The organism is Prosthecobacter fusiformis (genome assembly GCF_004364345.1).
Lineage (GTDB): Bacteria > Verrucomicrobiota > Verrucomicrobiia > Verrucomicrobiales > Verrucomicrobiaceae > Prosthecobacter > Prosthecobacter fusiformis.
On sequence record NZ_SOCA01000009.1, the window covers coordinates 175755 to 192589 of the forward strand.

At 56.5% G+C, this 16835-nt stretch carries 17 protein-coding genes; 5 read left to right on the forward strand and 12 right to left on the reverse strand.

What is annotated here, in order from left to right:
• Window positions 1–9 precede the first annotated feature (9 nt).
• Window positions 10–156, forward strand: a complete 147-nt coding sequence (locus EI77_RS23445; RefSeq protein WP_166647369.1) for a LamG domain-containing protein — start codon at window positions 10–12, stop codon at window positions 154–156.
• Here EI77_RS23445 and EI77_RS19140 read toward each other — a convergent pair whose 3' ends face one another.
• The 10 genes from EI77_RS19140 to EI77_RS19185 form a co-directional block, all read right to left on the reverse strand.
• A complete protein-coding gene (locus tag EI77_RS19140; protein WP_133796916.1) occupies window positions 157–849 on the reverse strand; it encodes a DUF2238 domain-containing protein in 693 nt (230 codons plus the stop codon).
• A gap of 86 nt (window positions 850–935) precedes the next feature.
• The gene (locus EI77_RS19145; RefSeq protein ID WP_133796917.1) at window positions 936–1415 is read right to left on the reverse strand and encodes a hypothetical protein; all 480 of its coding nucleotides are present in this window, start codon (window positions 1413–1415) and stop codon (window positions 936–938) included.
• Window positions 1412–1738 carry a hypothetical protein gene (locus EI77_RS19150; RefSeq protein WP_133796918.1) on the reverse strand — a complete coding sequence of 109 codons (327 nt, stop codon included), beginning with the start codon at window positions 1736–1738 and terminating at the stop codon, window positions 1412–1414. Before EI77_RS19150 ends, EI77_RS19145 begins: the two co-directional genes overlap by 4 nt.
• Window positions 1739–1818: 80 nt before the next feature.
• Window positions 1819–3564 carry a sialate O-acetylesterase gene (locus EI77_RS19155; protein ID WP_133796919.1) on the reverse strand — a complete coding sequence of 582 codons (1746 nt, stop codon included), beginning with the start codon at window positions 3562–3564 and terminating at the stop codon, window positions 1819–1821.
• Window positions 3565–3677: 113 nt separating this feature from the next.
• On the reverse strand, window positions 3678–3920 hold the full coding sequence (locus tag EI77_RS19160) for a hypothetical protein (RefSeq protein WP_133796920.1): 243 nt from the start codon (window positions 3918–3920) through the stop codon (window positions 3678–3680).
• 126 nt (window positions 3921–4046) lie between these two features.
• Complete coding sequence (locus EI77_RS19165; protein WP_133796921.1) at window positions 4047–5030, reverse strand: c-type cytochrome; 984 nt, start codon at window positions 5028–5030, stop codon at window positions 4047–4049.
• An 81-nt stretch (window positions 5031–5111) separates the two neighbouring features.
• The gene (locus EI77_RS19170) at window positions 5112–5672 is read right to left on the reverse strand and encodes a hypothetical protein (RefSeq protein ID WP_133796922.1); all 561 of its coding nucleotides are present in this window, start codon (window positions 5670–5672) and stop codon (window positions 5112–5114) included.
• Between the two features lie 69 nt (window positions 5673–5741).
• Entirely contained in the window at window positions 5742–6620 is an 879-nt protein-coding gene (locus EI77_RS19175; RefSeq protein WP_133796923.1) for an aminoglycoside phosphotransferase family protein, read from the reverse strand.
• Between the two features lie 39 nt (window positions 6621–6659).
• Entirely contained in the window at window positions 6660–7754 is a 1095-nt protein-coding gene (locus EI77_RS19180; RefSeq protein ID WP_133796924.1) for an amidohydrolase family protein, read from the reverse strand.
• A 398-nt stretch (window positions 7755–8152) separates the two neighbouring features.
• Entirely contained in the window at window positions 8153–8971 is an 819-nt protein-coding gene (locus tag EI77_RS19185; RefSeq protein ID WP_133796925.1) for a DUF899 domain-containing protein, read from the reverse strand.
• A gap of 122 nt (window positions 8972–9093) precedes the next feature.
• Here EI77_RS19185 and EI77_RS19190 point away from each other — a divergent pair, with 122 nt between their 5' ends.
• Together EI77_RS19190 and EI77_RS19195 are read left to right on the forward strand one after the other, a co-directional pair.
• Window positions 9094–10314, forward strand: coding sequence for a helix-turn-helix domain-containing protein (locus EI77_RS19190; protein WP_133796926.1), 1221 nt, complete (start codon window positions 9094–9096; stop codon window positions 10312–10314).
• Between the two features lie 10 nt (window positions 10315–10324).
• Window positions 10325–10984 carry a Vgb family protein gene (locus EI77_RS19195; protein WP_133796927.1) on the forward strand — a complete coding sequence of 220 codons (660 nt, stop codon included), beginning with the start codon at window positions 10325–10327 and terminating at the stop codon, window positions 10982–10984.
• On the opposite strand, the gene EI77_RS19200 is transcribed toward EI77_RS19195, so the two are convergent.
• Window positions 10981–11871: a LysR substrate-binding domain-containing protein gene (locus EI77_RS19200; protein WP_133796958.1), complete on the reverse strand. Its 891-nt coding sequence runs from the start codon at window positions 11869–11871 to the stop codon at window positions 10981–10983. The genes EI77_RS19195 and EI77_RS19200 overlap by 4 nt on opposite strands.
• Before the next feature lie 206 nt (window positions 11872–12077).
• On the opposite strand from EI77_RS19200, the gene katG reads away from it, so the two are divergent.
• Window positions 12078–14336, forward strand: coding sequence for a catalase/peroxidase HPI (gene katG, locus EI77_RS19205; RefSeq protein WP_425606560.1), 2259 nt, complete (start codon window positions 12078–12080; stop codon window positions 14334–14336).
• 202 nt (window positions 14337–14538) lie between these two features.
• Window positions 14539–15045: a hypothetical protein gene (locus EI77_RS19210; protein ID WP_133796928.1), complete on the forward strand. Its 507-nt coding sequence runs from the start codon at window positions 14539–14541 to the stop codon at window positions 15043–15045.
• Between the two features lie 22 nt (window positions 15046–15067).
• Here the strand turns inward: EI77_RS19210 and EI77_RS19215 are convergent, their stop codons facing one another.
• Window positions 15068–16720 carry an FAD-dependent oxidoreductase gene (locus EI77_RS19215; protein WP_133796929.1) on the reverse strand — a complete coding sequence of 551 codons (1653 nt, stop codon included), beginning with the start codon at window positions 16718–16720 and terminating at the stop codon, window positions 15068–15070.
• Window positions 16721–16835 lie beyond the last annotated feature (115 nt).

The following is a 16835-nucleotide window of genomic DNA, read 5'->3' on the forward strand; positions in this document are numbered from 1 at the left end:
TCATCTGCCATGTTTACACGTCGTCATCTCCTCACCACGGGGACTGCCGGGCTGCTGCTGGATTTTCACGGCACTCTGGCTGAAGTGGCCATCTATCCCCGTGTGCTGAGCGCCCGGGAAATCGCGGATAACGATCGCGCAGGCAGGGCGGGGTGATCAAATCGGAGAGATGTTCGGATGCGCAGCCACCTTCAGGCTGTCTGACCATTCACGGGCGAAGTCCCGCTGGTAACGCCAGTTGATGAAGGCGATGATGAGCACGGCGATCAATGCACCCAGACCGGCCAGTGCCATGTCCTTGTGGGCATCCCACACATCGCCCTGCGTGCCCAAATAGGCCGCACCCAGTTCGCCGCCGAAGGCCCCCGCGGCGGCCCATTCGATGAGTTCGAACAAGGCCGAGGTGGAGAGCATCACATCCAGGGGAAGGAAGTAAGACCAAAATCCGCGCACCCTGGCCACGCGCAGAAAGATCTCGCGAAAGGGATAAGCACACAGCAGGCCATACAGGAAATGGAGAAGGCGGTCGAAGTGGTTCCGCTCCCAGCCCATGAGGGCATTGAAGCTGCCGCCAGTCAGTGCCTGCCACCATTCATCGTACGGCACCTTTTCGTACGTGTGATGTGCACCGATTTCGTGCAGGCAGAGAAACACAAAGATGAGCGTGTGTGACACCCGCGAAAACAGCCGCCTTTTCCAGCCCCAGATCAGCAGGGCCGCAGCCGGTACGAGCATCACATTTTCCAACAGCCAGTCATGCCGGTAAGAAGGGCTGATGGCCAATGCCGCCCACCACAGAACAAAAAGAACGAGCAGTGTGCAGGTATACCTCTCATAGCTGAGTTTCATGGTGGGGATGAAACGGGAGCGCGGAGAACGTGCTGTGAAATTGAAACAATTGGATGAATATTGAAGGAAGCACAGCGCTTCAAAATTCAGTTGGTTATGCGAATCAAATTTTGAATGAAGGTCGAAAATCTGATTACCTCATGCCATGGAATTTCTGGATAGGAATAAATAGCCGGGCATTCTACTTCGCTGCGTCCATTCAGCCACGGGTATTCAGGATTTAGACGCTCTATTCCGCCTACAGGCACCAAATTCTGAATTCTCTCTGCCCACGGAATGATTTTATCTATATAACTTTTGAATTGTTTAGGATTATTCGAAAACTTCAGACGGTCCCGTATCTCTGGTCGTGAGGGCAACATCCGGAGAAAGGAAACCAAGACAAGATGGGATTTTTCATCCAGGCTTTCATTTCCGGTCAACATGAAAAACTTCGCCAGCTTTTCAGTCGCCATCTGCAGATAATGCAGGCGATGGCACATTGGAATTTGAGGCTGGGCTTTGAGATGGATAAAAACCTCGTAATCACTTATCGCCTGCTGACGAAAAGCCTCTTTCCATGTCATCTTGACTCCTCCGTATTGAGGAGTTCTGCTTCCTCCCAAGTCCCCCAGCCTCTGGGGAGTCCAAGTCTGCCGTCTTCGCCGTCACGGATTAGGGCAACACCGGATGGGGCGGGCAGATTGTGCTCAGGAGATGCAGGAAAATAAAAAGGCTGAATGTTATCGATTAGAGATGGTTGCATGTCTGTCGCCACCTCAACAAGCCGCACCTCATTATCAGCGGGGAACCAGTAGAACTTAATGATATTAGGATCCGTCCGCCGCGCCTCTTCTGCTAGCAGTTGGGCTTGTTTCTGGATCGTTGTATTGAAAGTCAAGGTGCTCATAACTTCTTGCTGAAGAACGTATTCAGATTCAGGTGCTAAGCAATTTGCTTTCCATGGATAGCTCTGAAGTGGCCTCCGCTTTACTTCTTCGGAGCCAGGGTCTTGAGTTCAGCCAGCATACCCTGGATCTTTTTGCGCAGGGCTTTGAATTCGTCGCTGCCTTTATCGAGCTTGCTCAACTGGTCGTTGAGGGTCTTGATTTCGAGAGCCTTGGCGCGGCGTGCTTGAACGCCTGTGGCGGAAACGGGGCCTTCTTTGGGCTCCACGTCATCCCAGTCATCGGTGCGGAAGACGGAGGCGGGCAGGTCTTCGCTATTCACCAGATTTGCGCCTTCAGGATTGGAGGCCCAGGCGTAGCGAACGGCAGCGGGCTCTTTCACTTCTGGGCTGCTCACGACCACGCGGTCCGCGCCTTCAATCTTCGCGGTTGCCCAATGCCAGACGCGGTCTGCACCAGCGATTTCAAAGCGCTTTAAGTCACCTCCGTCGCGGGCTTTTAATCCGGTGCCAGCATGGTCAAAGGTGATGTGCATGGCACTGTCTTTAACTTCGGACGATTTGTACAGGGGACTGCTGTAAATGAGGTCGCGACCATAGTCCTTGGCCAATGCCCAGCGTGCGAGCCGGTAGCCGGGAGTCATCTTGTCTTTCGGGTGGATGTCGCTGACCTCGCCCACGTCATTGATGACGGCCATGCCCGTCTTCGGTGTGGTCTGGAGAATGAGGCGCATGCGGTCCTGGAGCAGGGCCCAGTAATCCTGGGTGCCAGGGGCGGTGGAGGGGGTGCGGTAGTTGGCAAGTTGGACGAAGTAAAAAGAGAATTCATCATTCCAGCGCTGGCGCCAGTCTTTGATCATGAGGGGCAGCGTCTGGTCATACGGCACAGCTCCAGCCTTCGCGTTACCTTCTCCCTGATACCAGATGGCTCCACGCATCGTGTAACCGGCAAAGGGGTTGATCATGGCATTAAAAAGCACGCCCGGCTTTCCTTCGGTGATGAGCGGAGGTTTCGGCGCGGCCGGTTTTTTGGGCAGGCGTTTGCGTGCTTCTGCGGGTTTGTCTTTTGCTGCTGCCATGGTGGCCTTCCACTGTTCCAGACGTTTGGCATATTCGGCGTCGGCGCTGGCCTGATTGTAGGTGGCGGCTTCGGTCATCAGCTTGTCAACGAGTGCCTTGGTACCAGGAAGAGTGTTCAGGGCTTCACGGCTGGTGAAGGTCTCCACGGGTTTGCCACCCCAGCAGGTTTTAAGTACACCGACTGGTATCCCCAATTCCTGATGCAGTTTCAACGCATAGAAAAAGGCAACGGCAGAATAACCAGGAACTGTTTCAGGACTGCACAGCGACCATTCACCCTCAATGTCATCCTGGGGTTCCGCTGCCGTTACCAGCGGCGCGTTGAACATGCGAAGGCCGGGATAATTGGCCTTGGACATGAGCTCCTCGTAAGCAGGCACCCGGTTCATGGTGAAATACATGTTGGATTGCCCGGAGGCCAGCCACACTTCTCCCACCAGCACATCGGAGACAGCGATGCTTTTGTCTCCTGATGCCACTTTCAGTTCCGCGCCTTGAGCATCCGCTGCGCCGGTTTCAATGGCCAACCGCCATTGGCCCTCCGCATCCGCTTTGGCCGTTGCAGTCTTGCCTTTGAAAGACACGTTGACCGCCGCATCGGGTTCCGCCTTGCCCCAGATCGAGGCAGCTCGCTCGCGCTGGAGGACCATGTGGTCACTGAAGAAATGAGGCAAGGAAAGCTGGGCCCACGAGCTGGCAGGCAGGCTCAGGGAAAGGAGGGCGGATAGGACGAACAAATAAGGCTTCATGGCAGATAGGCTGCTGGCAGAACGAAATCCACGCAGCAGACTTTCAGAAAACCTGGAACAGCTCCGGTCCTTTCGTCCCAAGTGACCTTCAAGTCCCAAGCGCACTCCCGAGCTTAATAGTGGCGGTAGCTGCGGCGGTGACCCGAGTGGTGATGGTGCCCGCGATGTGAGCGGTAGTTGTTGTTATTGTTGGCCAGGCCATAGGCGAGCAGGCCCACTGCGGCTGCGCCGACAACGGCGGTGCCGGGGTCCACCACCTGGATAGGACGGCCGTAAGCATCATACGCAGTGGTACAACTCGTGACAGTGGTAATGAGGGTGACGGCGGCCACCAGACGAATCAATGAAGTTTTCATACACTGATTCTGACGGGAGCCTCCCCCGCCTATTCAAAAAACAATGCTGAATTTCCGAGATTCAGACAGTGGCATGCCGACCCGTGGACTAACGTTTATGCCAATGAGGCAGCGAGCGTCTCCAATTTATTTCTTTGCTGCGGTCCAGCGTTCCACTTGGTTTTCGATTGCGGGAAGGGTTTTGAGGTATTCGTAGAGGGCACCCAGGTCCTCCTTGGTCATGCCTGAATACATGGTCCAGGGCATGACGGTCTGCATTTCGCCCTTGCTGGCATCCACCGGTGGGGGGGTGAATGTAGCAGGGTCATAAGCCTTGAAGCGTTCCACAAACATCTGCTTCGTCCAGGCACCAATGCCCGTGGTCGCGTGAGGGGTGATATTGGGAGAGCGGACGGTACCGCTGGGCATGGCAAATTCGAATCCACCCGCATAAGGTTCCCCTGCAGGCTTTCCCTGGACCATTTTGGTGTGGCATTCGGTGCAGCCTGCGGCGTTGGCCAGATAACCGCCATAGGCTACCGCGTCAGAGGGTGCGGGTAGGGTGACGGGTGCTGCAGGCCTCGGCATCAGGTGCATGATGATATTTACCGGCGGAGCCGCTTTGGAAGGAGTCGTGCTGTTTTCCACCGCAGGCAGACTGCGGATATAAGCCATGATGCTGTAGATGTCCTCCGTCGCCATTTTCCGATAAGCCGGATAAGGCATGATGGGGAATAACGGATGGCCGTCCTTGCTGACGCCGCTGGCGATGGCGCGATAAAGTTCCCCGTCGCTCCAGTCCTTCAAAGCATGAGGGGTGATATTCGGGGCGATGAAGGCCCCGGGAAAATTCATCGTCTCGTCAAAGCGTTCGCCGCCCATGCCGAGAGTACCTGGCTTCAGCGGGCCGGAAAACAGCGCCCAGTCCCGGCTGCTATGACAATCCATGCATACAGCCACATTGTGGGCTAAATACTTCCCGCGCGCGATGCGCTCGGATGTCGCCTCGACCCTCAGCTCCTGCTGAACAGGGATGGCAGGCAAGAAATTGACCACAAACAATGCGCTTGCTGCACCGAGAAGAATAACAACGGCGACGAGGATGGCCAGGATTTTAAGCGGCTTTTTCATGGGGGTGCAGTCTGCTAGTCGAAAGCCGTCTGAATTTCAAGAGGTAGGAGTGAGCGCACCAATTACAGATTGTGCCACCTGCTATTCCCGGGTGTCTTCCCCCTGACCGAGGCGGGGCTCATAACCTTTGGCAATACGCTCAATCCAAGGCGCATACTTTTTCTCTTCAGCATGTGGATAATTGATGCCCCATCCTGAGACATAATGTTTGTTAGCTGTGAAGCGTTCGTAGAATGCGGAGCCGTCCTCGCTGACTCCAGAGATGACGTACCAGTCCTTCGTCTTGCGCTTGTAAGTGACTTTACGGCCAGGGAGGTTGAGGTCCGTTTTATACCTCGCATCAATGTCGTCATTTCCTTCGATAAAAAAAGCGCTGTAAACGTGGAACTGAACCTGGTTATCCAGGGAGGCGAAGGCCTGGCCGTCGCCATTGTACGGTGGGATCAGCGCGCGCATCCCGGGTGGAACAGGGATCACGGCACCAAAGCGGGCATTTTTGTAGATCATCCAGCCATCGGCTCCAAGGGTCACTGGGACTTGGACTTCTTCTTCTTCCTGCTGAGCCCCGAGATGAGGAGCATTCAGAGCGAATAATGAGAGGGCACAGATGAGGAGACCATGGAATGTAGGGGCAGGCTTCATGAGAAATTCCGGTGTTATCAGATGCCCACTTCTATCCTAAACAAGGCAAATCTGCCAGCACTGTTCCAATCAAGAGTCGATGGCCGAGAGCCAGTCTAGACGGAACTGCAGTTTTGCTTTACGCTCCGCATTTGGATTTGGATATAGGATGGGATACCAGGCAGACATGACGGCTGCTCTCGCGACGAGGCATTGATGAAGGGCTTGCTCGTTGTAGCTGCCACCCGCTTCAAGGTAAGCGTTGAGGATCTGGTTCACCGTTTCGTGGTCTTCTTCCAAAATCCGGGCGTTCCAGATGACAGAGGCGAGATCCCATTCGACAGGCCCAGAAAAGGTATCCTCCCAGTCTGTCCATAAAAGGCCAATTGTGGTGTTCATGAGATTCCCAAGGTGGGCATCTCCATGAAGCGGCTGATGCGGGAAAGTGTCCAGAATGGCAGTGGATTCCGTCAAATGCCGGCGCAGCAAATCAAGCGTGGCAGCAGGCAATAGCTGGCGCTGTGCCAGAGTGTCCAGCAGAGCCAGGCTTTCTGTGAGGATGGCCAGCTTTGGCAGAACTGCCGGGAAGCTCCGCAAAAGATCATGGCACTGCCACAGGGTTCTGCCTACACCCTTCGGCTCGGGTGGAGCCGGGACCGCAGTAACGTATAACCAATAGTTAATTGGATACCCCAGGTGCTGATGCGGTCCTGGAGGCAGAGCTGGATGAAGCGGAATGATGGGTGCTCCATGTTGCGTGAGATGGAGAGCCATCGCATTTTCTCGCGCAAACCATTCCGTGCCCTGCCGTGGCCCGTCCACATCCTGTACCACTCGGGCGACGAGGGTCTCCGTCAGCCGGAGCACCAGGGTGCTTCCGTCTTGAAGAATATCGCAGCGGTCCGGTGTGATGCCATGAGCCTGGGCGGTTTCCGTGGCGGCGCGGATGGGGAGCGTAAGATGTGACATCAAAATCCAGGGCAGTAGTGGTGGACAGGATGCCGTGATTCAGGCCAAAATCCGCCAAGTCAGCTCCAGACCCATGCCTGCGGGCAGAGGCATGACGGGTCCGGCGGGTGTCTCCAGGACCGGTGTCTGTGAGGCTGTCTTTTCCATCCGGAACCTCTTTGATGATGCAGGGAAGCCGTAATAGGCAGGTCCGTTAAGACTCAGGAAACGCTCAAAGAGTGTTTGTCCATCGGAGCTGCCCAGATCGGCACCTGCTTCTTCAAAAGCCATTGCATAGAGCTGGGGTGCGCAACCCCCGGTGAAGCAGCCTGCTGCACAGCCACAGGCGGTGGCTTTGGTCGTGTGGGGAGCGCTGTCGGTTCCTGCGAAAAACTTGGTCTGCCCGGCCTTGGTGACCTGCTGGCGTAAAGCTGTGCGGTCATCCTGAAACTTGACGATAGGAAGGCAGTAAAGGTGATACTTCAGCCCCTGAATCAAATGCCCCAAGGTGTAAAGCAGATGCTGGGGCGTGATGGTCGCACCCACATGCTCCGGTGCGGCCGCGACGAACTCTGCAGCCGTGCGTGTGGTGATGTGCTCACAGACGATGCGCAGTTTCGGATGTGCTGCTAGCAGGCGCGGCATCCGCTCGGAATAGAAGCGTGTCTCAGCATTCTGCTGCGCATCAATGTAGTCTGGTCCGCTCAGCGCGTGCTGCTCACCATGAATGCAGAGGATAATGCCATGCTCCTCCATGGCCCCGAAAACCTCACCTCCGATGAGGTCATCCATCGGCATACCATGTTCGGAGTTGGTCGTGCCGTGAGGCGGATAATATTTGCAAGCACGCAGCAGGCCTGTGGCAGCCCCTTCGCGAATCATTTCCGCCGTGGTCTGACGGGTCAGGTAAAGAGGGACGATGAGCTGCTCAAACGCATCCGCTCCCGCTGCACGCAACTCGGCAGAATAGCTTTCGATGGACCAGCCATCCGCCTGCGCCGCACCGGACACTTTGGAAACAGGCGGCTGGGTATTCGGCATCGCCAGTGCTCCTGCGCATCCCATGTCATGATGAGCCTGGATATAAGCCGCCGTGGCAGGTCCTTGGCGGAAGTGAGTGTGGAGGTCAAACCATCTGGGCAGATCAAGTGTCATGCTGTTCTGTTAGCGCGAGAAAGCGAGGGATCAATACCCAGGTGAAAGAGTCGTGATGACTCCTTCATCCTGGGCTATATGCCGCGTCTGCTGAGCTTACCGCTAATGAACCCTTCGCGTCTAACGCGGCCTTATTTTCGAACCCGCACTTCCACGCCAGAGCTTGTGAAGCCCGTGGACCACGAGGCAGGCCAGAACGCTGAGGCAAGCCATGAAGAGGCCCCACCGCAGGTGTGAAGCCACGGCGGTGGAGACGCTGATCCCGGTGATAAGCGCCACATAAGCAGCCATGCATACAGGACACTTGGGCATCAGGATGAGCGTCACACTGGAAAGGAGAAAGCCTGTGAAGTGCGTCACTCGTCGTTTTGACACTTCTGTGCAGCAGGGAAGTTTGTTCATCTATGTGCGGCGGGTTGGCAGCAGGACGTTGTGTTGGGAATCGCGGGACCATATTGATCATGGTGACGCCACCAGACCCCGCCCTCTTCATTGCGACCTAGCGGAGCCCGATCCAGCCAGGGATACATGCCCCACAGACCGTCCACACCCCGCGAGTAGGTGGAGTAAGTGTGATAGACTGTGCCGTCTTTCTGGATGAATGCACTCATCCCTGGTCTCTGCCGAAGATAGGTCGGTGTATTGACACCGCAGAGAGTGGCAAATTCGAATTCAGCCCCTTCGCCTCCACCCGGTTCACCAGCACGCCATTGCTGCTGCGGCTCCCGGGTAAAATTATAGTCGAGCCCCTCACGCTGCTGAGCTTCGGTATAGGAGGCGCAAAAATCGGAGTTGAAATCGCCGCCCATGGATGAAGCCCAAGGAAAGGTCCAATCCATGCGCTTCCTGAAGGCCAGGAGTTTTTCCAGGGGTGCCAGTGACACTGCTGTCAGCATGACATCGTGATTGGCCAGGTGAACACAAATGCCGTTAAACCCATCCGCAATGGACGAGCAGGAGGGACAGCCTGCCGTGTAGTCCGGTCCATACATAAAATGATAAACCAGTAGCTGGGAACGGCCCTGAAATAGGTCCTCCAGCCGGGCCTCGCCAGCTTCGGTCATGAAGGGGTAATCTTTGGCGACTGGCACCCATGGCAACTGTTGGCGGCGCTGGGCCAGCTCGTCACTTTTCCGAGTGAGTTCCTTTTCTGCTTTCAGCAGTTCCATGCGTTCTGTGAGCCATTCTTCATGGGTTCCGATTCGGTGTGCGGTCATGTGTATTCCTCCGTGGATTGAAATGTTGGTTTCCTGATCGTGACAACCCTGTTTGGGCTAGCCGGGATCAAGTTATCGCTTGGCAGCAGCGTGTGTGAGTGACAACGGTGGCGTGATTTTTCATGGACTCGCTCATCACTGCGGCTGCCTCTGCCCTCGCTGCGGGTGACCCCCTGCGTGCCCTGAATTGTGTGGCTCTGCGTGAAGACGCACCCGCTCTGGCACTGAGGGGCATCGCCATGGCACAATTGGGGGATCTCACTCAGGCTCGCCATCTTTTGAAGCGGGCCGCGAGAGCCTTTGGGCCGAAGCAGGCCGTGGCCCACGCCCGTTGTGTGCTCGCCCAGGCGGAGATCGCCTTTGTCTCCCGGGACCTAGGATGGCCGGTGAAAGCGCTCGCCGCAGCCCAGGCAGCTCTTGAGCAAAATGGGGATGCGATCAATGCCATCCATGCCTGCCATCTCCAGGCCAGACGCTCTCTTTTGTTAGGCCAATTAGATGAAGCAGAGCGAGTGCTGAGGGCAGTGGAGCCGGCGCTTTTGCCACCCATACGGCGCGCTGCGCATGAAATGATCCTTGCAGGCATCGCCATGCAGCGGCTGCGCACGGCTCCTGCACGTGCAGCCTTGGTCCGTGCTCAAGCCGCTGCCGATCTCTCCCGCATCCCAGCTTTAAAGGCAGAGGTAGCGACTGCTGCGGAGCGTTTGGATGCACCGGTGGCGCGGCACATTGCGGGTGGCAAAGAACGCCTCATTGCCCTGGCAGATGTGGAGGACTTATTAGCCTCAGGGACACTGGTGGTGGATGCCTGCCGTCGTGTCGTGCGTCGTGGTAAAGTGGTGGTCCCGCTGGCTTCACGTCCGGTCCTGTTTGCCCTGGCGCGCGCATTAGCAGAAGCCTGGCCTAACGATGTATGCCGAACGGATCTCCTGCGAGCCGCCTTTCAGGCAAAGCGGGTAGATGAATCCCATCGCGCACGGCTGCGGGTCGAGATGGGTCGCCTGCGTCAGTTGCTGCGGCCATTAGCCGATGTGCTGGCAACCTCACGTGGTTTTGTACTTCAACCTCGCCAAGCCTCCGCCGTGAACGTTTTAGCCTGGCCGGTGGAGGAGGAGTATGGCGCGGTGCTGGCCTTTCTTGCCGATGGTGAGGCCTGGTCCAGCTCCGCCCTCGCCTTGGCTCTCGGCATCAGCCAGAGGACGGTGCAGCGTTCTCTCGACACTCTAGCGGCTGAGGGAAAAGTACAATGGTTTGGGCGTGCGCGTGCGCGGCGTTGGACAACCGCGACAGTGCCAGGATTCACGACGATAATGTTACTCCCCACCCTGTTATCCGACGGTTAGAATGGACCCCATGAACCCAACATCCCCAGCCGATATTGTTTGCGAATTTGGTCCTTTTCCGGGCAACGCCAAAGTTCACGGAGTCACCTACGATGGCGAGGTTGTCTGGTGGGCCTCGGACAATAAACTCAATGCGCTCGATCCTGCTAGTGGTGAGATCGTCCGTTTCCTGGAGGTGCCCGCCCATTCTGGGACTGCCTATGACGGCAAACATCTCTACCAGATCTCCGAGGGCCGCATTCAGAAGATCAATCCTGAAACTGGCGATATCCTCACCACCATCCCTGCCCCTACTGCCGATGACAACACTGGCCTCGCCTGGGGTGAAGGCAGCCTCTGGATTGGCCAGCGTGATGGCCGCAAAATTCATCAGCTTGATCCTCAAACCGGAGCCATCCTCCGCACCATTCCCTCCAACCGTGTCGTCACGGGTGTGACCTGGGTGGATGGCGATCTCTGGCACGGCACCTGGGAAGATGATAGCGAGTTGCGCCGCATCGACCCTCACTCCGGCGAGGTTTTAGAAAGCCTCGCCATGCCTCCTGGCATCGGCGTTTCCGGCCTCGAATCCGATGGTAAAGATCGCTTCTTTTGCGGCGGTGGCAGCGCCGGAAAGTTGAGGGTGGTGCGCAGGCCCAAGCGCCGGACTCATGCAGGTGGTGGTGCTTAATGCACCGAAGAATGAGCGGATTGCAGACGCACATGCTCCATCAGGGCTTTGACGGCTTTCCCTTGGTAGCGATAAGAGTTCCACATCATTGCCACGGTGCGAAAAGGTTTTTCTCCGGAGAAGGAGCGATAGACGCGCCTATCACTGAGGTCGAGCCTGCGCGCCATCTCCGGGACGATGGAGACACCATGGTCCAGCGCCACGAGTTCTTGAACGGTTGTGAGCTGGCTGGTGCGCTCGATGGTGACGGGTTGAACCGACTGCCGCCTGCAGAAGGAGGAAATGTTTTCCGAGAGGCAATGCGCCTCATTTAACATGACAAAAGGATACCCGTCCACGGCCTCAACCAAGAGGGGATCTTGGGTGGCCAAGGCATGTCCAGCGGGCAGAACGAGGAGCAATTCTTCAGAGAATAGCGGCTCGATCTCCAAAGCCTTTGCAATGATGGGCAGCGCGACGATCGCCAGATCAATGTCCCCCTGATTGCAGTTTTTAATGAGAGTCTCCGTCGTGTCTTCCTGAACGATCACGGAGATATCGGGATATTTTTCGGCGAAGCTGCTGAGAAAATTCGGCAGAAAATAAGGTGCGATGGTGGGTATCGTCCCCAGGCGGACGCGGCCTCGGCGGCCAGCTTCATCCAGCTCCGAAAAGGTGTCCTCGACCAGCTTTAGGATTTTCCTGGCACGCTCAAGGAGGAGCTCGCCAAAGTCAGTCAATACGACCTCGCGCGGTTTGCGCTCAAACAAGGACTGGCCAAGCTGGTCTTCGAGCTTTTGAATGGCCCGGCTAAGAGCCGATTGAGAGAGATTTAAGTCCGCCGCCGCACGCGTGAAGTTTTTGGCTCGGGCCAGGGCGACGAAATGTTCGAGCGATTGCAGATCCAGGCCATTTCTCATTCCGGAAGCTTAATGATGCGTTAAGCGCATGGCAACCATTCAAATAATGCATTGGATGCATCGCACATCTTCAAGCAAGTGGGAGATGCGGATCCAACCCAATCCGCAACACAACACCCAACCCAACCAAAACAGCTATGATATTACCAAGATTCAGGGCTCTGCTTTCCACTCTGATGCTGGCTCCGGTCATGATGGCTTCAGCCCAGGACGGCACGGCTCCGACCGTAACGGACAAGCCTGAAGAAGCCGTCGGCAAATGTCCCGTCATGGGCACGCCAGCGGGTCCCATGAGACACACCGCAGCAGGAGGCATGACCAATAGCGACTGGTGGCCGGAGCAACTGAATCTCAAGATTTTGCACCAGAATTCGCCCAAAGGAAACCCGATGGGTGGTGAGTTCGATTACGCCAAGGAATTTCAGAAGCTGGACCTGGAAGCCTTGAGGAAGGACCTGCGGGAACTGATGACCAGCTCCCAAAAATGGTGGCCGGCGGACTATGGCAACTACGGTCCCTTTTTCATCCGCATGGCCTGGCACAGTGCCGGTACTTATCGTCTGAGCGATGGCCGGGGCGGTGCTGGATATGGCACTCAGCGGTTCGCCCCGCTCAATAGCTGGCCGGACAATGCTAACCTGGACAAGGCACGTCGCCTCCTTTGGCCCATCAAACAGAAATATGGCAATAAGATCTCCTGGGCCGACTTGATGGTGCTCACGGGAAATGTGGCGTTGGAAACCATGGGCTTTAAGACCTTCGGTTTCGGTGGTGGCCGTGAGGATGTTTGGGAACCGCAGGAAGACATCTACTGGGGCCCTGAAAGTGAATGGCTGGGTGACAAGCGTTACAGTGGTGACCGGGAGTTGGAAAAGCCTCTCGCTGCTGTCCAGATGGGTTTGATCTACGTCAATCCGGAAGGCCCCAATGGCAATCCTGATCCCCTGGCTGCGGCCAAGGACATCCGCACCACCTTTGGCAACATGGCCATGAACGATGAGGAGACCGTCGCCCTCATCGCCGGTGGCCACACCTTTGGCAAGGCGCACGGTGCTGCAAAGCCGGATGGAAACGTCGGCCCTGAACCTGAAGGTGCCCCGCTGGAGGAGCAGGGTCTCGGCTGGAAAAATAAGCATGGCAAAGGCAACGCCGAAGATACTATCACCAGCGGCCTGGAAGGTGCCTGGACACCCACACCTGCCGCCTGGTCCCATGGTTACTTCACCAACCTGTTCGCCTTCGAATGGGAAAAGACCAAGAGCCCGGCTGGAGCCACCCAGTGGATCCCCAAAGGCGGTGCTGGCAAGGACATGGTGCCTGATGCGCATAACCCCGCCAAGCGCCACGTGCCCATCATGTTCACCACGGACATCGCTCTGCGCGAAGACCCGGCCTATGCCAAAATCTCCAAGCGGTTCCTCGATAACCCGGACCAGTTTGCTGAGGCTTTTGCCAAAGCCTGGTTCAAGCTCACCCATCGCGACATGGGCCCAGCCGAACGCTATCTAGGCCCCCTGGTTCCCAAGGAGAAACTCCTGTGGCAGGATCCCGTTCCTTCCGTGGACCATGAACTCATTGTCGAGCAGGACATCGCTGCTCTGAAGAGCAAGATCCGCGAGTCTGGCCTCACCATCCCTCAGCTCGTCTCCACCGCCTGGGCCTCTGCGTCCACGTTCCGTGGCAGTGACAAGCGCGGCGGTGCCAATGGTGCCCGCATCCGTCTAGCCCCGCAGAAAGACTGGGAAGTCAACCAGCCGAAGCAGCTTGCCAAGGTCCTGGAGACTCTTGAAAAGATCCAGAAAGAATTCAACGACGCGCAGTCCGGTAACAAGAAGGTCTCCCTGGCGGATCTCATCGTGCTCGGCGGCAGCGTCGGCGTGGAAGAAGCTGCTAAGAAGGCTGGTCACACCGTCCAGGTAGCCTTTCACCCTGGTCGCACAGACGCCACCCAGGAAATGACCGACGTGGATGCCTTTGCCGTGCTGGAACCGAAGTCCGATGGCTTCCGCAATTTCCTCGGCCATGAGCTTGACCGCCCCGCTCCAGAAAACCTCGTGGACCGCGCCCAGTTGCTGAAGCTTTCCGCTCCAGAAATGGCCGTCCTCGTCGGTGGCATGCGTGTCCTCGGCACCAACGTTGGCGAGCCGAATCTGGGCGTGCTGACCAAGCGGCGCGAAACCCTGACCAATGACTTCTTTGTCAACCTGCTGGCCATGGGCACCGACTGGAAAAAGTCCGAAATGTGCGAGTACTTCTATGAAGGCCGTGATCAGGAAACCGGTGAGCTAAAGTGGACTGCCACTGCTGTGGACCTCGTTTTCGGTTCCAATTCCCAGCTACGAGCCATCTCCGAAGTCTATGCCAGCGCCGACGCCGAGCCGAAGTTCGTTACCGACTTCGTCGCCGCCTGGAGCAAAGTCATGAACGCAGATCGCTTTGATCTCGTGAAATAATCTCCCGAGCCAACCCCCCCCGGACTTGTCCTTGCGGATAAGTGGCAAACCCATCTCAGCCCCTGGCTGGGGTGGGTTTTTGGTGTAGATACTTCGACAGGAACAACATCACGGATGCAAAGTGTGAAACTAATCTAATGTGGATTGTACTTATGGCATGACGCCAGATCTTAGAATCAGGAAATCAGATTTACATTAAGAAATGGCCAGTTTTCATCACCTATATGATCCAGAGGAAGAGATCTGGAACATCTATCTACAATTCGAATTTGCAGATTTAGAAAAGGAAGCACCACCATCACTTGAGCGAGTGATTCAGTGGTTTCAACAATACCCTGGGTTTGAGGGTTATCCCGGATTCATCGTCAAAGAAGGGGTCCCCTTAAAAAACGTCACGGGAAAAACTATTCGGGAGATTAGTTCTAACCACGGTATTGAGTTTGTGGAACTCTCCATCAAGCACGCCGTTAATAACTTCAGCAATAAACAATTGCTGCCAGGGCAGTCTAGGCTTCTGGCTGAAGCTTTCATGTCAGAATTTGAGTCACCTCTGGTTTTTTGCAACCAGTGTCGAGGCTCCGGCCCCCACTATTGGACATCTGGTTTCGGCGGCGTCACCCATCCTGAATTCGGCCACACCATCGAGTATTTTCTCTGCTGCATTGACCACAAGCGAATCGGATTTGTGTTCACGTTGAATGATGAATGATATGCGCCTCAGGATGCGGGTTCTATTCGGCCAGCGGAGGAACAATCTTTTGGCCTCGCTCAAGGAGCTTTTGCTGAAGTTGCGGATAGGGGACGTCCTGGACCGCGCAATCCTTTTCCAAAGCCATAACCGCAGCAGCACCTGCCGATTGACCCAGAACCATGAAGGTCCATTCCAAGCGGATGGCACCGTAACCTGCGTATGAAGCGGAGAGGGCGGAGGGGACCAGGAGATTGGTGCACTCGCTGCGCTTCGGAACGATGGCGCGATAGGGGATGCCAAAAGGGGCGTAGTTTTGGTAATTGATGAAGGCACCTTCATTATAGATATGACCATCGCGAATGACGGTGCGGGCGGCATGGAGATCCACAAACCACCAGCAGATGCCAATGGGGTCGTCCACAGGCGGAGTAGGCTGTAGAGTGCCACCAGTGGCACTTTCTCGCGGACGGGCGAGCACGTCGGCCTCGGTGATGACGTAATCGGAAACCATGCGGCGGGTGCTGCGCAGGTAAAGCATGCGGGGCCAGCCGCCATTGTCGGTGAACTCATCCGCACACAGCCCCCACTGCGACCATTCCTGACGGATCTTTTCAGGCACGGAGGCATCGGTGGAGAGGAAATAAATGAGCCCCTGCGTGTACCGCCGATGCTCGTCATAGATGGCCTTGCGCGCGCTGTAGCTGCCATTCGGGTAGCCATGGTTGCGGCCATAAAAATTGGCGGAGAGCTCGTGCCAGCTACCCAGGTCAACGAGGCGTTTTTTGGGATCGGTGCTCGGACTTCCAGGGCCATTCAGCCAGTCGTTCATGCCGCCAGCCGCTAGGAAACGACGGTAGATCTCATAGTCGGAGGACTGGTAGCCTTCCGGGGCGGTAATGGCGATTTTATTTGAATCATCTTTGGTTAGGGGCAGCCGGAAGCAGAAACCCATCGCGCTTTTGTCAGGTGCACCATGTTCACCCACTTCCTCATTCTGCACCCCGACGATGGTGCCGGAGGAAGGATCGCCAGGCGTTTTGTACGGATCCACCTTGACTCGAAACTGCTGCTCCAGCGTAGGATTGATGACCCCGCCCACGGTCTCCCCATATTTGGCATTGCCCTCCCGGCCCCATGCATAACTGACGCCGGAAAATGCCATAAGATCGCCCTCGACGGTGCCATCAATGAAGACCTTGCCGCTGATGCGTGTGCCATCCTCACAAAGAAAGCTGGTGATGCGGCCATCCTCTTTCACCACAGCACCCGGCGCTTCTGAAATGCGCTTGCTGCGCAGCACGGGGATCTTTTTCTCCGCCAGCCAATCATCCATCACTTTTTCCGCGATGGAGGATCGAAATCTGTATCGGGGTTCCGTCGCCCTGGGATCGTGGGCGCGGGCGATGCGGACAAAGAACTCTCGTGCGAGTCCTCCGACGGGCTCTCCATTTCCCGCCCGTTTGTCCACATCCTGATTGCCCAGCCCCTCCGCGATGATCCCGCCTAAATGCTGCACCGGGGAAACCAAAAGCACCTTCTGCCCGCCATCCGCCACCTCAATCGCCGCCATGATCGCCGAAGGCGAGTCCCCGTAGACAATGATGTCCGCCGAGTGCTCTTGGGGCGCATCTGCGAATGCAGACAGGGCCGTGAAGAAGCTGAGTAAACAAGTGAGCAAGTAGCGACGGATCATGCGGTGTTGAGGGGAGCGCGGAGACTCCTCTCCGCAATCGAAAACACAAGCGGCGAAGCCGCGACATTGAACGATGCGGGCAGGTGCGTAGCCGCGAAGCGAATGCCCACGCTCC